This window comes from Streptococcus mitis (genome assembly GCF_946190065.1).
Classification (GTDB): Bacteria; Bacillota; Bacilli; order Lactobacillales; family Streptococcaceae; genus Streptococcus; species Streptococcus mitis_DE.
Window position 1 is genome coordinate 158950 of the sequence record NZ_CAMHZD010000001.1, and the last position, 15749, is coordinate 174698.

General features: G+C 30.2%; 13 protein-coding genes and 1 pseudogene. 13 read left to right on the forward strand and 1 reads right to left on the reverse strand.

Annotated features, from left to right (window positions below; all coding sequences use genetic code 11):
* The first annotated feature begins 82 nt into the window (after positions 1-82).
* Positions 83-661 (forward strand): hypothetical protein, encoded by a 579-nt coding sequence (locus OCF96_RS00795; RefSeq protein WP_049532747.1) that lies wholly within the window; start codon positions 83-85, stop codon positions 659-661.
* On the opposite strand, the gene OCF96_RS00800 is transcribed toward OCF96_RS00795, so the two are convergent.
* Complete coding sequence (locus OCF96_RS00800; RefSeq protein ID WP_049532746.1) at positions 662-1909, reverse strand: hypothetical protein; 1248 nt, start codon at positions 1907-1909, stop codon at positions 662-664. It abuts the gene before it with no gap.
* A gap of 375 nt (positions 1910-2284) precedes the next feature.
* Here OCF96_RS00800 and OCF96_RS00805 point away from each other — a divergent pair.
* The 12 genes and pseudogenes from OCF96_RS00805 to OCF96_RS00860 all read left to right on the forward strand — a co-directional run bounded on the left by OCF96_RS00805 (position 2285) and on the right by OCF96_RS00860 (position 15745).
* Positions 2285-2731, forward strand: a pseudogene (locus OCF96_RS00805) (helix-turn-helix domain-containing protein).
* A gap of 287 nt (positions 2732-3018) precedes the next feature.
* Positions 3019-5094, forward strand: a complete 2076-nt coding sequence (locus OCF96_RS00810) for an STM2767 family DEAD/DEAH box helicase (RefSeq protein WP_261029176.1) — start codon at positions 3019-3021, stop codon at positions 5092-5094.
* An 18-nt stretch (positions 5095-5112) separates the two neighbouring features.
* Positions 5113-6039: a hypothetical protein gene (locus OCF96_RS00815; RefSeq protein ID WP_261029177.1), complete on the forward strand. Its 927-nt coding sequence runs from the start codon at positions 5113-5115 to the stop codon at positions 6037-6039.
* 395 nt (positions 6040-6434) lie between these two features.
* On the forward strand, positions 6435-6791 hold the full coding sequence (locus OCF96_RS00820; protein ID WP_001115085.1) for an SAG1252 family conjugative relaxosome accessory protein: 357 nt from the start codon (positions 6435-6437) through the stop codon (positions 6789-6791).
* 4 nt (positions 6792-6795) lie between these two features.
* Positions 6796-7161, forward strand: coding sequence for a MobC family plasmid mobilization relaxosome protein (locus OCF96_RS00825; RefSeq protein WP_000431635.1), 366 nt, complete (start codon positions 6796-6798; stop codon positions 7159-7161).
* A complete protein-coding gene (locus OCF96_RS00830; protein WP_061862967.1) occupies positions 7148-8971 on the forward strand; it encodes an SAG1250 family conjugative relaxase in 1824 nt (607 codons plus the stop codon). The genes OCF96_RS00825 and OCF96_RS00830 overlap by 14 nt, the downstream gene beginning before the upstream one ends.
* A gap of 114 nt (positions 8972-9085) precedes the next feature.
* Positions 9086-9952, forward strand: a complete 867-nt coding sequence (locus OCF96_RS00835) for a helix-turn-helix domain-containing protein (protein WP_000537000.1) — start codon at positions 9086-9088, stop codon at positions 9950-9952.
* Positions 9953-10104: 152 nt separating this feature from the next.
* Positions 10105-11295, forward strand: a complete 1191-nt coding sequence (locus OCF96_RS00840) for an MFS transporter (RefSeq protein ID WP_261445095.1) — start codon at positions 10105-10107, stop codon at positions 11293-11295.
* Position 11296: 1 nt separating this feature from the next.
* Entirely contained in the window at positions 11297-11854 is a 558-nt protein-coding gene (locus OCF96_RS00845; RefSeq protein ID WP_261445097.1) for a CYTH domain-containing protein, read from the forward strand.
* Positions 11841-11972: a hypothetical protein gene (locus OCF96_RS00850; protein ID WP_261445098.1), complete on the forward strand. Its 132-nt coding sequence runs from the start codon at positions 11841-11843 to the stop codon at positions 11970-11972. Before OCF96_RS00845 ends, OCF96_RS00850 begins: the two co-directional genes overlap by 14 nt.
* Before the next feature lie 1009 nt (positions 11973-12981).
* On the forward strand, positions 12982-13716 hold the full coding sequence (locus OCF96_RS00855) for an ABC transporter ATP-binding protein (RefSeq protein ID WP_261445100.1): 735 nt from the start codon (positions 12982-12984) through the stop codon (positions 13714-13716).
* A gap of 10 nt (positions 13717-13726) precedes the next feature.
* Complete coding sequence (locus tag OCF96_RS00860; RefSeq protein ID WP_261445103.1) at positions 13727-15745, forward strand: FtsX-like permease family protein; 2019 nt, start codon at positions 13727-13729, stop codon at positions 15743-15745.
* Positions 15746-15749 lie beyond the last annotated feature (4 nt).

The following is a 15749-nucleotide window of genomic DNA, read 5'->3' on the forward strand; positions in this document are numbered from 1 at the left end:
CCTTTATCAATAATCATGCTATTATAAACCTATTTGAGTGCTTTGTATAGTGATAATAAATTGTTATCGGTAGGAGAAATTTATGGGAAATAGTGATAAAATAAAAATTTTTTTGAGTAGACCTAATCCGTTTACTGAAAACCAAGATTTTTTTATCAATGAAATTGTATCGTTATTAAAAAGACATAATTTCGAATGTATTACATTACAAGCTGCAGAATATACTCCATATGAAGTTATGGTATCACTACGTGAGATGATACAAAGAAGCTATGGCATGGTTATTTTAGCAGTTGGTCAAACATATATATCTGAAGGAATTCGTAAAAAAGATGCTGAGGATAATCCTAGATTTTTCGAATCAAAAGAAATCCACTTAGAAAATAAGTGGATTACTAGTGTGTATTGTCAGATTGAAGGAATATTAGCATTAACTTTTGATCTGCCTATATTGACAATTCCTCAGGAAAAATTGACAAGAGAAGGTATTTTACATCAGGGTGAATACTCAATTACATCACCTGAATTTACCTTAGACTCAAAGGAAAAAATTCTTCAATTTGTAGAATCCTCTGAGTTTAGAAAAAGTTTTGATAAATGGAAACAAATGGTTATAGAAAAATATGAATTCATCAAAGGGGGAGAATTAGGTTATAAATAGTTAGTCCATAAGCTTTAACTTAATTCTTTCTAAATCTTCCCTTAAGAGCTTTCTTCCCTCATTTATAGTATTACTTTGTCTCTTGGTTTCGCCATAAACTTTGTCCGATAATGTTTCAATAATTCCGGAAATATATAGAAGCTCTTCTCGGTTAGATTGTAACCAGATATCATCATACATACTAGATTTTCTAATCAAATTTTCTAATGAACCTAATATAATTTTTGCTGTATACTTTGCAGTATAGTAGTGTTCTTTTAAAACTTCGGTATCTGTTTCAACACTTACAATTTTTAACAACGTAGCACAATAATTTCTAGCACAGTATATATTGTTATCTTCAAAATTCATACCCAATCTATAGTAATTTATAGCTGACAATAAATCTCTTTTATCATTTGTAATATAAAATATTCGTAAAAATATCGCACCATATATCCCTAAAATTTTATGGTAAGTAGTGTTGTTTATATCAAGATAAGTATTAATTTTTCTCTGTGCTTCTCTCAAATTATCTAAGGATTTTTCATCTTTTTTATATGCTGATAACAAGTAGCCCGCTAAAATTTCATCATCGACATACCCTTTTTCTAAAAGTTCTTTATATAAATTTTCTGCTGTTACATACTCTTCGGCATCTTTAAATTTTTTTGCTATTCTTGCTAGGTCCATAAAGGAATTTTGAGATGTTTCTATAGAAATATTATTACTTTCCTCCATAGAATTATTTCTTTCGACAATTGTATATAAGTTATTTTCAAATACCGGACTATCTATAAATCTTTCGTCACTATTTATTGCAGAAGTAATGTACTCTGTGAGTATATCTTTCACTCGAACAACTTCATCAAGTTCATTCACTTTGTCAGAATCATATCTAATTTGAGGTAGGTGAGAAATATCAAAAAAATTAATTTTAGCAGTATGATTATCACATAGGATAATTGTAGATTTAGGTCTCATTGCATGGCGCAGTCCTAATTCATAAATTGCATTTTGATTTAACGTAGTAATGTCAGCAATAACAATATCAGCTTTGAATATACCTTCAATAAATGTTTTTGTAATATTTTGAGTTGTATATACCTCATCAGCTCTAAATCTATTCTCTCCATGAATTGAAGTTAACTCTTTATTTAAAATAACAGGTTTAATAATATTTGAGTATACAGCATTTAAATCAACCTCAATATTTGTATTTGGAATTTTTTTTGTGTTAAATCCCATTACAACAAAACAACTAGTCATTTTTTTACCTCTCCTACCGATAACAATTTATTATCACTAGTATACCATAAATTCATCTTTAGTAGCTTGATTTGTGTAATGATTTTTGTAGTTAAAATTAAATAGCAAGCTATAAGATTGGTCAACTATAACTTAAAACACTTTAAAACACTATTTTGAAATTATATCTAATACTTTTGAGTTAATTACACACTTACAACAATGAGATATTTGTATAGTTTGAAGGAAATAAGTACAAATTTATTAGAAAATCAAAATTTCATAGAATTAGTACGAAAAATTTCAATTTTAAAATTGTATTCTCTAATGATTTTGAATCAATCTTTTTTTATTTCTAAATGTTATAATAGTATTATCAAGTTAAAGGAGACTACCATGATTGAAGACAATATAAAATTTTTACGAAAAATACACGGCTTGACACAATCAGAATTTGCGCGAATTGCATGAATTTCTCGTAATAGTCTGAGTCGTTACGAAAATGGAACAAGTCCCATTTCAATGAAACTGATAGATACTATTTGACCTAAATTTAACGTATACTATGTCGATATTATTAGGTAAAAGAACATACTAAATCTAGTAGAAGATTATTGAAATTACTTTGAAGATATAGGTTGTCAAGGAACGTGGAACAAACCTTATAACTCGCCTTTATTGTTATCGAGATAGGTAAGATATTGCTTTTGATGATGAGAGTAACCTGTGGGTTTTAATAAGTGATGACTAGTAACGATTTTTGAAGAATTGGTTTCTGACAGTAATTACTTAGATGACATTGATCTGATGTTGCAGACATCAGATCAACGTATGATAGCTTGATGGGGATTCAGGGCTATACAGATGAAGAGTTTAATCAGGCATTATATTGCAATCTTCGCCCACTAAGTAGAGAAAAGCAGGTAAGTAAGAAATCAATAGCCATCTTGCTTTGTGTTCAGAGTGGATTCAAATAGAGATGGAGAGATTAATAAATATTAAGGAACTACTTTCACAATTTTAAATTTCACTTGCGAATATATTTTATAGATATTCTTAATCTACCTACATTCGAAACTTAAATCGTACAAAGATTAGGAATTATTTGAAGTTTTAAAGGAGAAAACAAAATGAGATCAGACTTAATTTATTTGGACATTAGTCAAGAAATTGAAGAATCAGAAATTTGGAAAAAATTATATGCTCAATTGCTTGATAGTATACCACAAGATTATGACCAAACAATTTATATATTTCAAAAACCTATGTTAGTATCTGAAGACAAAGAATACTATAAGATGGGCATTACTCTTGTAATTCAAAATACAAGTATTATCTCTGTTAATTGTAGTAGTAATACTAATGATAAGGAATTATTTGAAGAATACTGTGACGACATAATTGATGATATAAATTCTTTAGCTTCTGAGAAATATCCACAATATTTTAAGTTATTAGGAAGAAAAAGAAAATGGATGAAGCTATTTAAAGTCTATAATTATGATGAAGTTGAGGAAATACAATTTTTTAATCTTTCCACTAAGTCAGAATCTAGAAAGATTAAAATTTTATCTTCTTTAATTATCGGTAGTATCAATGATTTTGACAATTTTGATGTTGATATATTAGAAAAAGACAATTTAACCGTACTTGAAGCCGTTAAAAATAAAATTACTTTGTTTGATACAAATCAGACGAAATTTGTTTATCAAGAACTAGACGAAAAAAAGACAGTTCGTCTACAGGGGCTTGCAGGTTCCGGTAAAACAGAGTTACTACTCCATAAAATCAGGAAGAAGTTTGTTGACGAACCTGATGCTAGAATTGGGGTAACTTGTTATAATAAAGTATTAGCAGATAGCCTCACAACTAGAATTATTGACTTTTTTAATACAATGAGGGTTACGGAACAAATTTCATCTAAGCGGTTATTTATTGGTCATAGTTGGGGAAGTAAAGGATATCCTAATTCAGGATTATATGCAAAAATTTGTTCAGAATATGGGATTGAATTTAGACGTTTTTCTTATCAAATAGATACATCTGATATTTGGAAAGAGGCAATCCACCATTTAGAACAAATTCAGTATGAACCGATTTTTGATTATTTGTTTATAGACGAGGGACAAGATTTTGATGAAGAATATATAACGCTTTGTGAAATGGTTACTGCTAAAAAAGTTTATATTGCAGGTGATATATTACAAAATATTTTTTCAAAAAATAGCATGATGAATACAGATGAAACTGATTATGTCCTGAATAAAGTTTATAGAACAGATTCTAGAACGATTTTATTTTCTCATGTTCTGGGATTTGGATTATTAGAAAGCGTTGCTGTAAGATGGCTTACTAATAGTGAGTGGGAGTTATCTGGCTATGACATAAATCTAGAAGGAGAAGCTAATCAATATAGATTGAAAAGAAAATTTATAAATAGATTTGAGGGTAGCAAGGATCTTGAAACAATAAATTCGATTGAAGTAGAGTGTGTAGAGGAGCATACTCCGGATTCAATTGTTTCAATAATTAAAAACTTAAAAGGAATATATAATGACTTAGCTCCCAAAGATCTAGCTATTATTTTTACTCATTATTCCGAAAAGAGTACTAAAGACTTTGCCTTGGATCTTGGTAGAAAAATAATAAAGGAATTTAATTGGAACTATGTCCTTGTTCCACGTGAGAGGCGTGTGCAAGTTGATGATGAGGTTACAATCACAAATATTAACCACGTAAAGGGGTTAGAATTTCCGTTTGTAATTATTATAGACAACCAAGGATTAAATCCAATAGATGACTTTAATGCGACAATTGAAATTAGAAGGCGCAATGCTTTGTATATGTCGTTGACACGTTCATTTGTTACTTCCTATCTAGTTTTATCAGACGGTAATATTTCTGGTGATTATATAAATAAATTAAAAGAGGTTTCAATAAAATTGAAAACTGACGGTGCAAGCTTACTTGTTAAAAAACCCGACTCGATTATTGAAGAAAAATTGTTATATGGTGTTGATAGTAAATTAATTCGTACCCAAGAAGATATAATTCTAGACTGTATTGAAGAAGCACAAGTAGACTCAAAATTTAAGGCAGATATTTTTGATATAGTCTTAAAGAATTCTGAGGTTAAAAATGGAACAACTAATAAATCTATAATTATGGAGAAAGTTAAATTGGCTATAAATATTATAAAAGGTTAGTTTATTATAGGTGTGTAAATGAGGTTTTTAAAATATTATGGTGATATACTAAAAATAAATATAGATTCTCTAATAAATGTATATGCAGATTTTAAAAATTTAGAAATAATCGATTCAAGAAATAATTTAAGAGCAATTAAAGAGAGAATAAATAATTGCTATTTTATATGTAAGAATGAATTGATTTATATTGTTTTAAAATTGTATCTTTTTCTATTGGATGGAAGAGAAGCAGGGGTTCAACCTGATGGAAAATTTTTTGAATTTGTATTTTTAGAAAGTAAAGAGCGAGTTGTATTGAAAACTAGAGATATAGTTACAAATGAAATAAAAATTATGTCTTTGCATTCTCCGTTCATTATTGATAATAATGAGTATAATGGTCAAAAAATTTTAAAATCTCGTTTCTATACAGACAGGATAATTTCAACTTCAGAATTAATAGTTTTAGTGTCGTACTTTGAGGAAAGTATTTTTCTTGAATATGAGAAAAAATCTCTATATACGCAACTAGAAATTATTGAAAAAATTCAAAATGATTTAAAAAAATTTACAGAAGGATATGCAGATATTGATTTGTATCTTATTTCTGAATTAGTTGGCGAATTACAATTTTTAGATACGTCTTATTTAAGATATGATATAGATTTAAGTAATAGTTTGCAAGTTGATTCTTCCTTTAAATTAAATAAAAGTCGAATCGCATATCATCCTCCCTATCATATTGATAGTGATTACAGAGAAAAATCAAATTATAAACTAGGATTTAGTAGAAAAATATCTGATACTGAGTTTTTAAATATTTTTCAACTACGAGATTCGCCTGCTAAAATTATAGTTGAAGATTTTGATAAGTATGGAGCTTTAGAAAATGATGTCAGAAAATATAAGAATAAATTAGATTTTAATGACCCAGAAATAAAAAGGAAATACATCAGAAAGTAAAATACTGAGTTATTCTCTTGATAATTTAATAATAATAATAGCTAGATGTATGATTGAAATAGTGGTATCTGAGAGCTTCGGCTCTCTTTTTCATATTCTCTTTTAAACAGTGTGATACCTTTTCCAAATCTTCCCTGTTATCCTAATATCATTCATAGAAAATCAAATTGTGATTTTCTACTGGGGGTTTGGGGGCGAAGTCACCAAGTTATCTTATCGTTGGCTGTCAAAACTGGAAGGTTTTGATTGGTTGACGATATGATTTTTGGGATATTGTGGACACAATATCTGAGCTCGCAAAGCCTTACAAGATGCTAAATTTTGTTTTTATAAGTTTCCCGTGGTTGACACGGGGTCGGGAATTATCCGACAATCGATGAAAGTGAGGAAGTAGTGTGCCAGAACAATACAGAGACATTCGCAAAGAGGTTAATTTGACTGCAAATGAATTAGAAATGATTGACATAATGATGAAAAATAAAGGATTTGAACACTTTTCTTCATTTGCCAGAAACAAGTTACTGGAGAACGAGTTAGAAATGACTGCTGAAAAGTGGTTCACCTTCTGGCAATCTCAAAAGCTGGAACAAATCAGTCGTGATGTTTATGAGATTTTAATTTTATCAAAGGCAGAACATCAAGTCACCCAAGAACATGTATCCATTCTCTTAACCTGTGTGCAGGAATTGATTCAAGAAATAGGGAACTCCATTCCTCTTAGTCAAGACTTCCGTAAAAAATACATGAGGTAGGCACATGGAAAATCGTTACCGAACTAAGCTAAAGAAAGTTTTCCTATCTGATAGCGAATTGAGTCAGTTGAAACATTGCATCGATCAAAGCGGTTGTCAATCTTTTTCAGAATATGCTCGACGAACCCTACTTGACCCTGGTATGAATTTCATCACCATTGATACAACTGGTTATCAAGATTTGATATTTGAGTTGAAGAGGATTGGTAATAACATCAACCAGATTGCCCGAAGTGTCAATCAATCTCAGTTGATTTCAAGTGAAGAATTGCAAGACTTGAAAAAGGGAATCGATGACTTGATAAGTGAGGTAGAGAAAGAGTTTAGTGTTCAAGCAAAAAAGTTGAGGGAGTTTTATGGTCATCACTAAGCATTTTGCTATTCACGGAAAGAGTTATCGCAGAAAAATTATCAAGTATATTCTTAATCCTGATAAAACCAAGAATCTTGCATTGGTATCGGACTATGGCATGAGAAATTTTCTGGATTTTCCTAGCTATGATGAGATGGTGCAGATGTATCATGAAAATTTTATCAGCAATGATACGCTTTATAATTTTCGGCATGCTAGGTTAGAGGAAAAGCAACGAAAAATTCATGCCCATCATATCATTCAGTCTTTTTCTCCAGAGGATCATCTCACTCCTGAACAAATCAATCAGATCGGCTATGAGACAATGAAGGAGTTAACCGGTGGCAAATTTCGTTTTATCGTTGCGACTCACGTTGATAAAAATCACCTCCATAATCACATCATTATCAACTCGGTTGATAGTAATTCGGACAAAAAACTCAAGTGGGATTATAATGTGGAACGAAATCTTCGAATGATTTCAGATAGATTTTGTAAAATTGCAGGGGCGAAAATTATAGAGAATCGCTATTCCCACCAGCAGTTTGAAGTTTATCGTAAGACCAATTACAAGTACGAACTCAAACAACGACTCTATTTTTTGATGGAAAATTCTACCGATTTTGAGGATTTAAAAAAGAACGCTCCATTACTACATATGGAGATAGATTTCAGTCACAAGCATACCACCTTTTTTATGACGGACTCAACTATGAGACAAGCGGTGCGTGGTAATAAACTCAATCGCAAGCAACCTTACACAGAAGAATTTTTCAAGAATTACTTTGCCAAAAGAAAAATAGAAGAGCTTATGGAATTTCTTCTACCCAATGTCGATAACTTAGAAACTCTGATAAAAAAAGCAAAACTATTTGGATTAAATATCAGTCCTAAGCAAAAGCATGTTTCTTTTCAATTTGCAGGAGTAGAGGTGAAAGAGACCGAACTAAATAAGAAAAATCTTTACGATGTAGAATTTTTCAAAGATTATTTTGAAAAGAGAAAAGAATTGAAAGTTCCAGAACTTAAGGATTTAGTTCAAATTTATCAAGAAGAGAAAATCTCCAAAGAAAAAGAACTCCCAAGCGAGGAGAAGTTTTGGGAGTCCTATCAAGAGTTCAGGAGAAACAGGGACGCTGTTCATGAATTTGAGGTAGAGTTGTCATATAATCAAATCGAAAAAGTAGTGGATGATGGAATTTACATCAAGATCAAGTTTGGTATTCGTCAGGAGGGCCTTGTCTTTGTACCTAACATGGAGCTAGATATGGAAGAGGATAAGGTGAAGGTTTTTATCAGAGAAACTAGCTCCTACTATGTCTATCACAAAGATGACGCCGAGAAAAATCGCTATATGAAAGGTAGAACGTTGATTCGCCAATTCAGCTCTGAAAATCAAACAATTCCATTCCGCAGAAAAACGACTGTGGAGATGATTGAAGAAAAGATTGAAGAAGTGGATGCTTTGATTAAGCTGGATGTGGAAAATCAATCTTATGTCACGATTAAAGACGAGCTAGTGCGTGAACTAGCAGCGTCTGAGTTGAGAATCAATGTTTTGCAAGAACGAGTGATAACCTTAAATCAAGTAGCAGAATATTTACTGGCTTCAGTTGAAAACAAGCAAGAAATGAAGTTGAATCTTTCAAAATTGAATATAACTGAAAAAATTGGCATTGATGTTGTTGAGAAGGAGTTGAATGAGTTAAGTATACAGATAGCATTAGAGAGCGATAGATATGAGAATACCGTATTTAAAGTGAATAAGTTTATCAATCGTTTGAGTAAGAAAATTTCAAAAGAAGAAGGGATAGGTTTTCAAAAATAACTTATCTAGTAATTGTTTATATATAATTTGTATCTTTTGGTTTATAAATTTGTATTTAAAATTTAATCATGTTACAATTGAAATTGAAATCGAATAGAAAAGGAAAATGCAAACGTGGGCACACTATTAGCAACAAGATTAAAAAATAGACGAAAAGAATTAAAAATGTCTCAGCGAGAATTGGCTGAGGGGATATGTAAACAGGGACAGATTAGTCGATTGGAGAATGGAGAATTTACTCCAGGAGCGGACTTTTTATATGCTCTGTCTAAGAAGTTAAAAGTTAGTATAGATTATTTTTTTAATGAGCAGATTGGAGAGGAGATTGATGAGCTATCAGAGTTTAAGAAGTTAGCCCAGACATTTATCACAAATCGAAATTATGAATCTTTGAAATATATATATGAATTAGAGAGTGTAAAGGTACATCGCTTGTCTCTAGTAGATAAGTTTTATATGGAGTGGATAAAATCTCTTATAGATTTTTATTTCTACGGGCAAAAAGAGGAGGCTGTGGCAAGATTGGAGAAGGTACTGTCTCAGTTAAGTGTAACTGACTTGACCTACCTTCAAGTTACAAATACTCTATTCAATTTTTATTATGATATTGAAGATTTAGAGAGTTTTAATGAAATTAGAGAAAAGTTAGAGTATCAAGTAAATCAACTAAAGTTAAACACAATCGAAGAATTAAACCTTTCTATTAAATTTAATTATAATGTTTGTCGCTATCTATGGTTGCAGAATAATACTGAAGAGGCTATTACTAAAATCACAGATACGATAAAGCAATGTAAGACGTATAGAACAACATATCTTTTGGCTGATTTGTATGTATTGATGGGAAATGTCAGTAAGAATTTTTCTTCTAAAGTTGCAGTAAAAGAGTACTTTGAAACGGCTTATTTCCTATATAAGCTTGAGGGAAATATGTCAATGGCTCTTAAAATCGAGCATTACATTGCAGATATAACAGAATAGTAAAGACGATGTTCAATAAAGCATCGTTTTTTTGATCTAAAAAGATACAAATATGTATTTAATAAAAATAAATAAAAAAATATTATGAAAATAATTGACATAATAACATCGAAGTGCTAAACTAAAGGCAAAAAATAAAAGGGAAGAACGCTGTGAATATAAATAAGAAAACGTTTTATACAATTACTTTTGGTGAGTTTATATCAAATGTTGGAGATAGATTTCAGAAAATTGCTTTTCCAATCTTAATTTACCAAGAATTTCATTCGTCTTTTGCAATGGGAGGAATGGTGATTATTGAATTGTTACCTCAATTCTTGTTGGGATTTGTTATGGGTTACTTATTAGATAATTTCAATAAGAAAAAAATACTATTATGGTCTACATTAATACCTGCATTATTATGTAGTGTAATACCGATATTATCTAAATATTCAGTTTCTATATTTTTTTACTACGTTATTGCATTTTTGATACCTTTATTTTCGACACTTTTTCAAACGGGATTCTCAGTCATTACTCCAGCTTTATTTGAGAAGGAAGAATTACAAAAATATAATTCTCAATTTCAAGGTGTACGAACTATTTCAAAATTAATTTCTCCAGCTCTTGCAGGGGTATTAATGTTAAAGTTTAATATTAATAGTATTTTTTTTATAAATAGTGCTTCTTTCTTATTGTTATTTCTTTCAATACTAATTTCATATATTCCAGATCAAGAACACAAGGAGAATGGTAATGATAATATAAAAGAAATTTTTGTAGGTTTTAAAGAGAACTTTACAAATATTAAGTTGAGGATTTCTTTACTCTTTACTATAGTTGTGAATATCGCTATGCTAGGCTTCAATGCAACGATTATTTATTATTTACAGGATCAATTAAAATTATCAAATAGTCTTGTTGGGATTGTTTACTCCATTGCTGGATTTGGTAGTTTGATAGCAGTAACCCTTCTTTCTACTTTTTTGAATAAGAAGGACACCTTTATCTTAATGAATATATCAATGGCAACTATCCCACTTGTCATTATGGCAAGCGGAATAGTAGAAAATTGGATTTTTTTTGGAATTTGTTACTCAATTTTGAGTGGACTAATTACAATAGCTTCTGTCTCAATTACAACAATACAGCAACAAGAAAGTACTGAGTATAATATTGGTAAAATACTTTCTAGTTCTTTTGTAATAGCTACCATTTTTGCACCTTTTGGAGGGATATTAGCTGCTTATTTTAATTGGCTTTTAAACCCGAGATTAAGTCTAGTTATTTTGGGATTACTAAGTAGTTTATTGGTTATTCTTATAAAGAGTTATGAAAAAAAATTAAGGGGAGATAAATAAAATGAATGAATTAGAAGTTAGATTTGGATTAAACAATGAGAGAGATTATAATAATGCTATTTCATATTTAGAAAAATATTATAAATTTAAGAGTGAAAATAAGCAAGTTGATAAATATTTTAAAACGAAAGGAAGAGAATTTGAAAAAGATGAGGTAGGTAGCTTTATCTACAGAATTCGCCAAGAAGATGATAATAAAGCATGTGTTCTCACAAGAAAAGATACGATAAAACAAGGAATGTGGAGTGAAAGTGAAATAGAGTTAAAATCTGAAAAATTAGAATTTGTAAGAAATATCTTGCAAGATGGATTTTCAAATATTTTCACAATAAGTAAACATAGAAAGACTTATCATGATGCATTAGAAAATAAAACGATCAATCTAGATAAGATTGATGGTCTTGGATTTTATCTTGAAATAGAGATTTTAGGAGATTTTTCAAAAGAAGATTATAATAATTTTTATGATAAAATGTGCGGAGAGTTCTCGTTTTTAAATTCAAAAATAGAAACAAAGGGCTACGTCCAATTAATGAGAGAAAAAAATGGACGTAATTGAAATTATCAAACAGCTTTATTCTTATGCTCAGGAAAATGGATTTCAAAAACTAAAAGAAGGTAATGTTGTTAGACCTAAAGGGTTAGAGCCTATTTTTAATATGTCTGCTATTTCATAGCATATTAGTTTATTTAAAATACCATCTGAAACTGGTTGCGTGGAAAAACATGTAACAAAAAATCTATCATGTTTTTCAAATAAATTAGATGGCGTCTGTAAATCAAGTAGTAGAACATTTACTGGCTTCAGTTGAAAACAAGCAAGAAATGAAGTTAAACCTTTCAAAATTGAATATAACCGATAAAATAGGCATTGATGTTGTTGAGAGGGAGTTGAGTGAGTAAAGAATCCAGATAGAATTAGAGAGCGATGGTTACGAATAGGTAACATTTAGATTTGATATGTTTATTAATTGCTTAAATAAAGAAAAATTTGTGTATCTAAATAGCAGAGATACTTAAAAAGTGCACAAATTACTCATTTTAAATGTTCTAAAATTTGTTAAAATTATGGAAAAAGGAGGAATACATTATGTGTGATATATCTAAAGCTAGCTGAAATTTTTTAGTGAGAATATTAGTGTTGAAGAGCAGTTGAATAGATTCGTACTTTTTAATTCAGGAGATAGTCTCTTAGATTGGAAAATGTAGTCGATGATTTACATGTTCTCATGAGTGTACTAGAAATCATGTTCACTGTTAGAAACTAAACATAGATTTCCTTTGTTTATTATTAAAAACATAGAACAAAAATATTAACAGATGTAAAGATATTATCAGGTCAGCTAAAAGAAGAGTTATTAAAAGAGGTTGGTTGAACCTTGATAAAGGAGGATCGGATGGAAGGAATTATTGGAACGCTTGAATTTTATGCTCCTGTACTTGTATTAGGAGTAGTCATCATTGGTATTGTATACTTTATGAAAAAACGAAATGATAAAAAATAGTGTATAGATTGGTTTTATCACTATTATTTCTAACCAATGCTCTTGAGGAGTATTGGTTTTTATTGTGCCTTAGAAAAAAAACAAGAAGTCTCAATTACGATTCAATTCTGCACGAAATACTCATGAAATAGATTTTTCTACAAGCTATAATAATTATATAAAAGAAATGGAGGAAACGATAATGCCACAACTAGTAGTAACAGGATTAAATAAGACATTTGGAGAAGGAGAAAGTTTAGTTCATGCCTTATCTGATATTTACCTTTCAGTAAATAAGGGTGAATTTTTAGCCATTATGGGGGCTAGTGGTAGTGGAAAGACAACTTTATTGAATTGTATATCCACTATTGATAAACCTGATTCGGGTAGTATTGTTTTTGAAGATTTTGATATGATTCAAGCAAAAGAAAGCCAATTAGCCGATTATCGCGCTAAGAATATCTCTTATATTTTTCAATCTTATAATCTGGTAGAAACCTTAACTGTTTATGAAAACGTAATTTTACCACTTCAAATTCAAGGAAAATCCATTAGAAAATATCAAAAGAAAATTAATGATGTTTTGGGTAAATTATCTATTCAAAATTTAAAAAATAAATTTCCAAATCAATTATCAGGTGGGCAACGTCAACGTGTCGCAACAGCTAGAGCGTTAATAGATGATTCCAAACTCTTGATTGCAGATGAACCGACAGGAGCTCTTGACTCTGCTAACTCAGAAAATCTCATGTCCCTCTTACAAGAAATTAATCGAATGTTTGAAATAACTATTCTACTTGTTACTCACGATCCTGCTGCTGCTAAATATTCGTCTCGAATGGTTCTTCTCAGTGATGGACAGATTATCGATGATATTGAGCGGAATGGATTATCAAACGACTTATACCTAGAAGAAATATACAGACGAACAAGATAGGAGGGGAGCTATGTACCCAAAGTTAATTTTACGCAATGTGTTTAGAAACTTACAAACCTATACGATTTATTTTTTAAGTCTTGCTTTGATTTATAGCCTTTTGTACGCCTTTAATGCTCTTCCAAGTCATCCTGTCATGCAGAGCTTATCGGGTGCGAAAGAAATGTTGACGACAATCATGAGCCAGTACATGGGACTTATTTCATATTTGATACTCGGTACTGTCGTCTTTCTTATTGTTTACTCTACAAATTTTGTTTTAGGAAGACGACAAAAAGAGCTCGGGTTATATTCAACACTTGGAATGAAAAAATATCAAATTATCGGAACGCTATTCTTTGAAACGATGTTAGTAAATATCTTTGCTCTAGTTCTAGGATTTACTTTTGGGCTAATCTTACTTATTTTACTTGCTCACATTGCTTCTGAGTTTTTTATGGCAAATTATTTTGGAAATCTATTCTTTTTAGATCCTAAGTCACTCTCTCTGTTGGGCTATTCCTATGTGGTAACTAGTTTAATAGTTGGTTTAATGGACATTTTGAAATTTAGAAAGAAAACAATCATTAGCTTAATTCAAGAAAACGGCATTGAAAAATCACGAATTATTAAAGAAAGTTCTATTTTACAATTGTTAATTTTCATTATTTCAAGTATTGTTATCATCTCTGGTAGTATTTATTTTTCTGATTATCATCACTTATCCATTTTGAAAAACTGGGGAGTTTTATTAGTATCTATTTTAGTGATCTTTGTCATTTTATTTTACAACACCTTAAGTAATTTCTTACTTGGAGTTGTTAAGAAAGTATCTTCATTCTATTATAATAAATTAAACTCATTTAAAATCCGCCAATTTTCCAAACAAGCGGACAGCAATTCTGTAACGCTAGCAGTACTATCTATGACCTTGACTTTGGCTCTTAGTTTACTAGTGTTTGGTGGCAGTTCATACACAACCATGAACCATGAGTTGAATCGTTATGCCCCTTATGATTTACAAGCAAATTTATATAGAGGTAATGAGTTTCATTATGGAAACGAGAGTGTAAAAGATAGATTACAAGCAGACGGCTTTGATTTTGATGTCGTAAAAGAAGACTATGTTTATTCAACTTTTACGAGTGATCTGACTTATAAAGATATCATAGATACTAGTCAGTTATGGGAGCACGATAAAGGGTTACCTGATTCAAAAGTCCATATTTTAGGAATTTCAACTTATAATCATCTAAGAAAGCTACAAGGTGCAAAATATATTGACTTAGCTGATGATGGCTATCTAGTAAATGCCAATTACAAAGGAACCATTAAACAAATCCAAGAATTTTTACTACAAAAGAAAGATTTATCAATTGGCGGTTATTCTTTAAAATTGGCATCATCCCAACCATTAGATACTGTTTATTTTCTTTCTTCAGTAGGATTAAATGATTCGGGGACTCTTATTGTACCAGATAAAGTTATTAAAGAATTAAACGAAGACTTTACAACTTATGTGGTTAAATATAAAGAAAATATTGATAAAAGAAAAATTGAAACATTTATGAAAGAGTGGGTTGATAAGCATTACTTTACGGTGGATGGTACAGAATTAAATGACTTCACTTATCAAAGTAAGGTGAGATTATCTGAGCTTTATATAGGATTTATGGGAGTCATTGTACTAGTATTGATATTTATTAGTGTTGTGTTTATTATTATTTCACTTAGCATTTTATCTCTACAAATCTCAACTAGTGCACTAGACAGCATTAATGATTATCGTATCTTATATCTATTGGGAAATAAGAAAAAACAAAATAAGAAAATACTTATTCATCAAATTATAAGTTACTTCTTTGTTCCCTTGCTACTTGCTGTTCCATTAGTGGTTTCTCTAAGCAAGTCCTTATTAGGTTACTTTGAAAACTTTGCCAATACAACTATCACAATTGATGTGACCTATCTAGGAGTGGCAGCTCTCCTCTTTCTAATTTACTTAGTTATAACTTATAAAGTAAGTTGGCATATTCTCGATAAAAATTAGGATA

Excerpts from the sequence above, each read along its gene's own strand:
- OCF96_RS00795 (WP_049532747.1), top strand. The coding sequence starts at position 83 with ATGGGAAATAGTGATAAAATAAAAATTTTTTTGAGTAGACCTAATCCG.
- OCF96_RS00800 (WP_049532746.1), bottom strand. The coding sequence starts at position 1,909 with ATGACTAGTTGTTTTGTTGTAATGGGATTTAACACAAAAAAAATTCCA.
- OCF96_RS00810 (WP_261029176.1), top strand. The coding sequence starts at position 3,019 with ATGAGATCAGACTTAATTTATTTGGACATTAGTCAAGAAATTGAAGAA.
- OCF96_RS00815 (WP_261029177.1), top strand. The coding sequence starts at position 5,113 with ATGAGGTTTTTAAAATATTATGGTGATATACTAAAAATAAATATAGAT.
- OCF96_RS00825 (WP_000431635.1), top strand. The coding sequence starts at position 6,796 with ATGGAAAATCGTTACCGAACTAAGCTAAAGAAAGTTTTCCTATCTGAT.
- OCF96_RS00830 (WP_061862967.1), top strand. The coding sequence starts at position 7,148 with ATGGTCATCACTAAGCATTTTGCTATTCACGGAAAGAGTTATCGCAGA.
- OCF96_RS00845 (WP_261445097.1), top strand. The coding sequence starts at position 11,297 with ATGAATGAATTAGAAGTTAGATTTGGATTAAACAATGAGAGAGATTAT.
- OCF96_RS00850 (WP_261445098.1), top strand. The coding sequence starts at position 11,841 with ATGGACGTAATTGAAATTATCAAACAGCTTTATTCTTATGCTCAGGAA.
- OCF96_RS00855 (WP_261445100.1), top strand. The coding sequence starts at position 12,982 with ATGCCACAACTAGTAGTAACAGGATTAAATAAGACATTTGGAGAAGGA.
- OCF96_RS00860 (WP_261445103.1), top strand. The coding sequence starts at position 13,727 with ATGTACCCAAAGTTAATTTTACGCAATGTGTTTAGAAACTTACAAACC.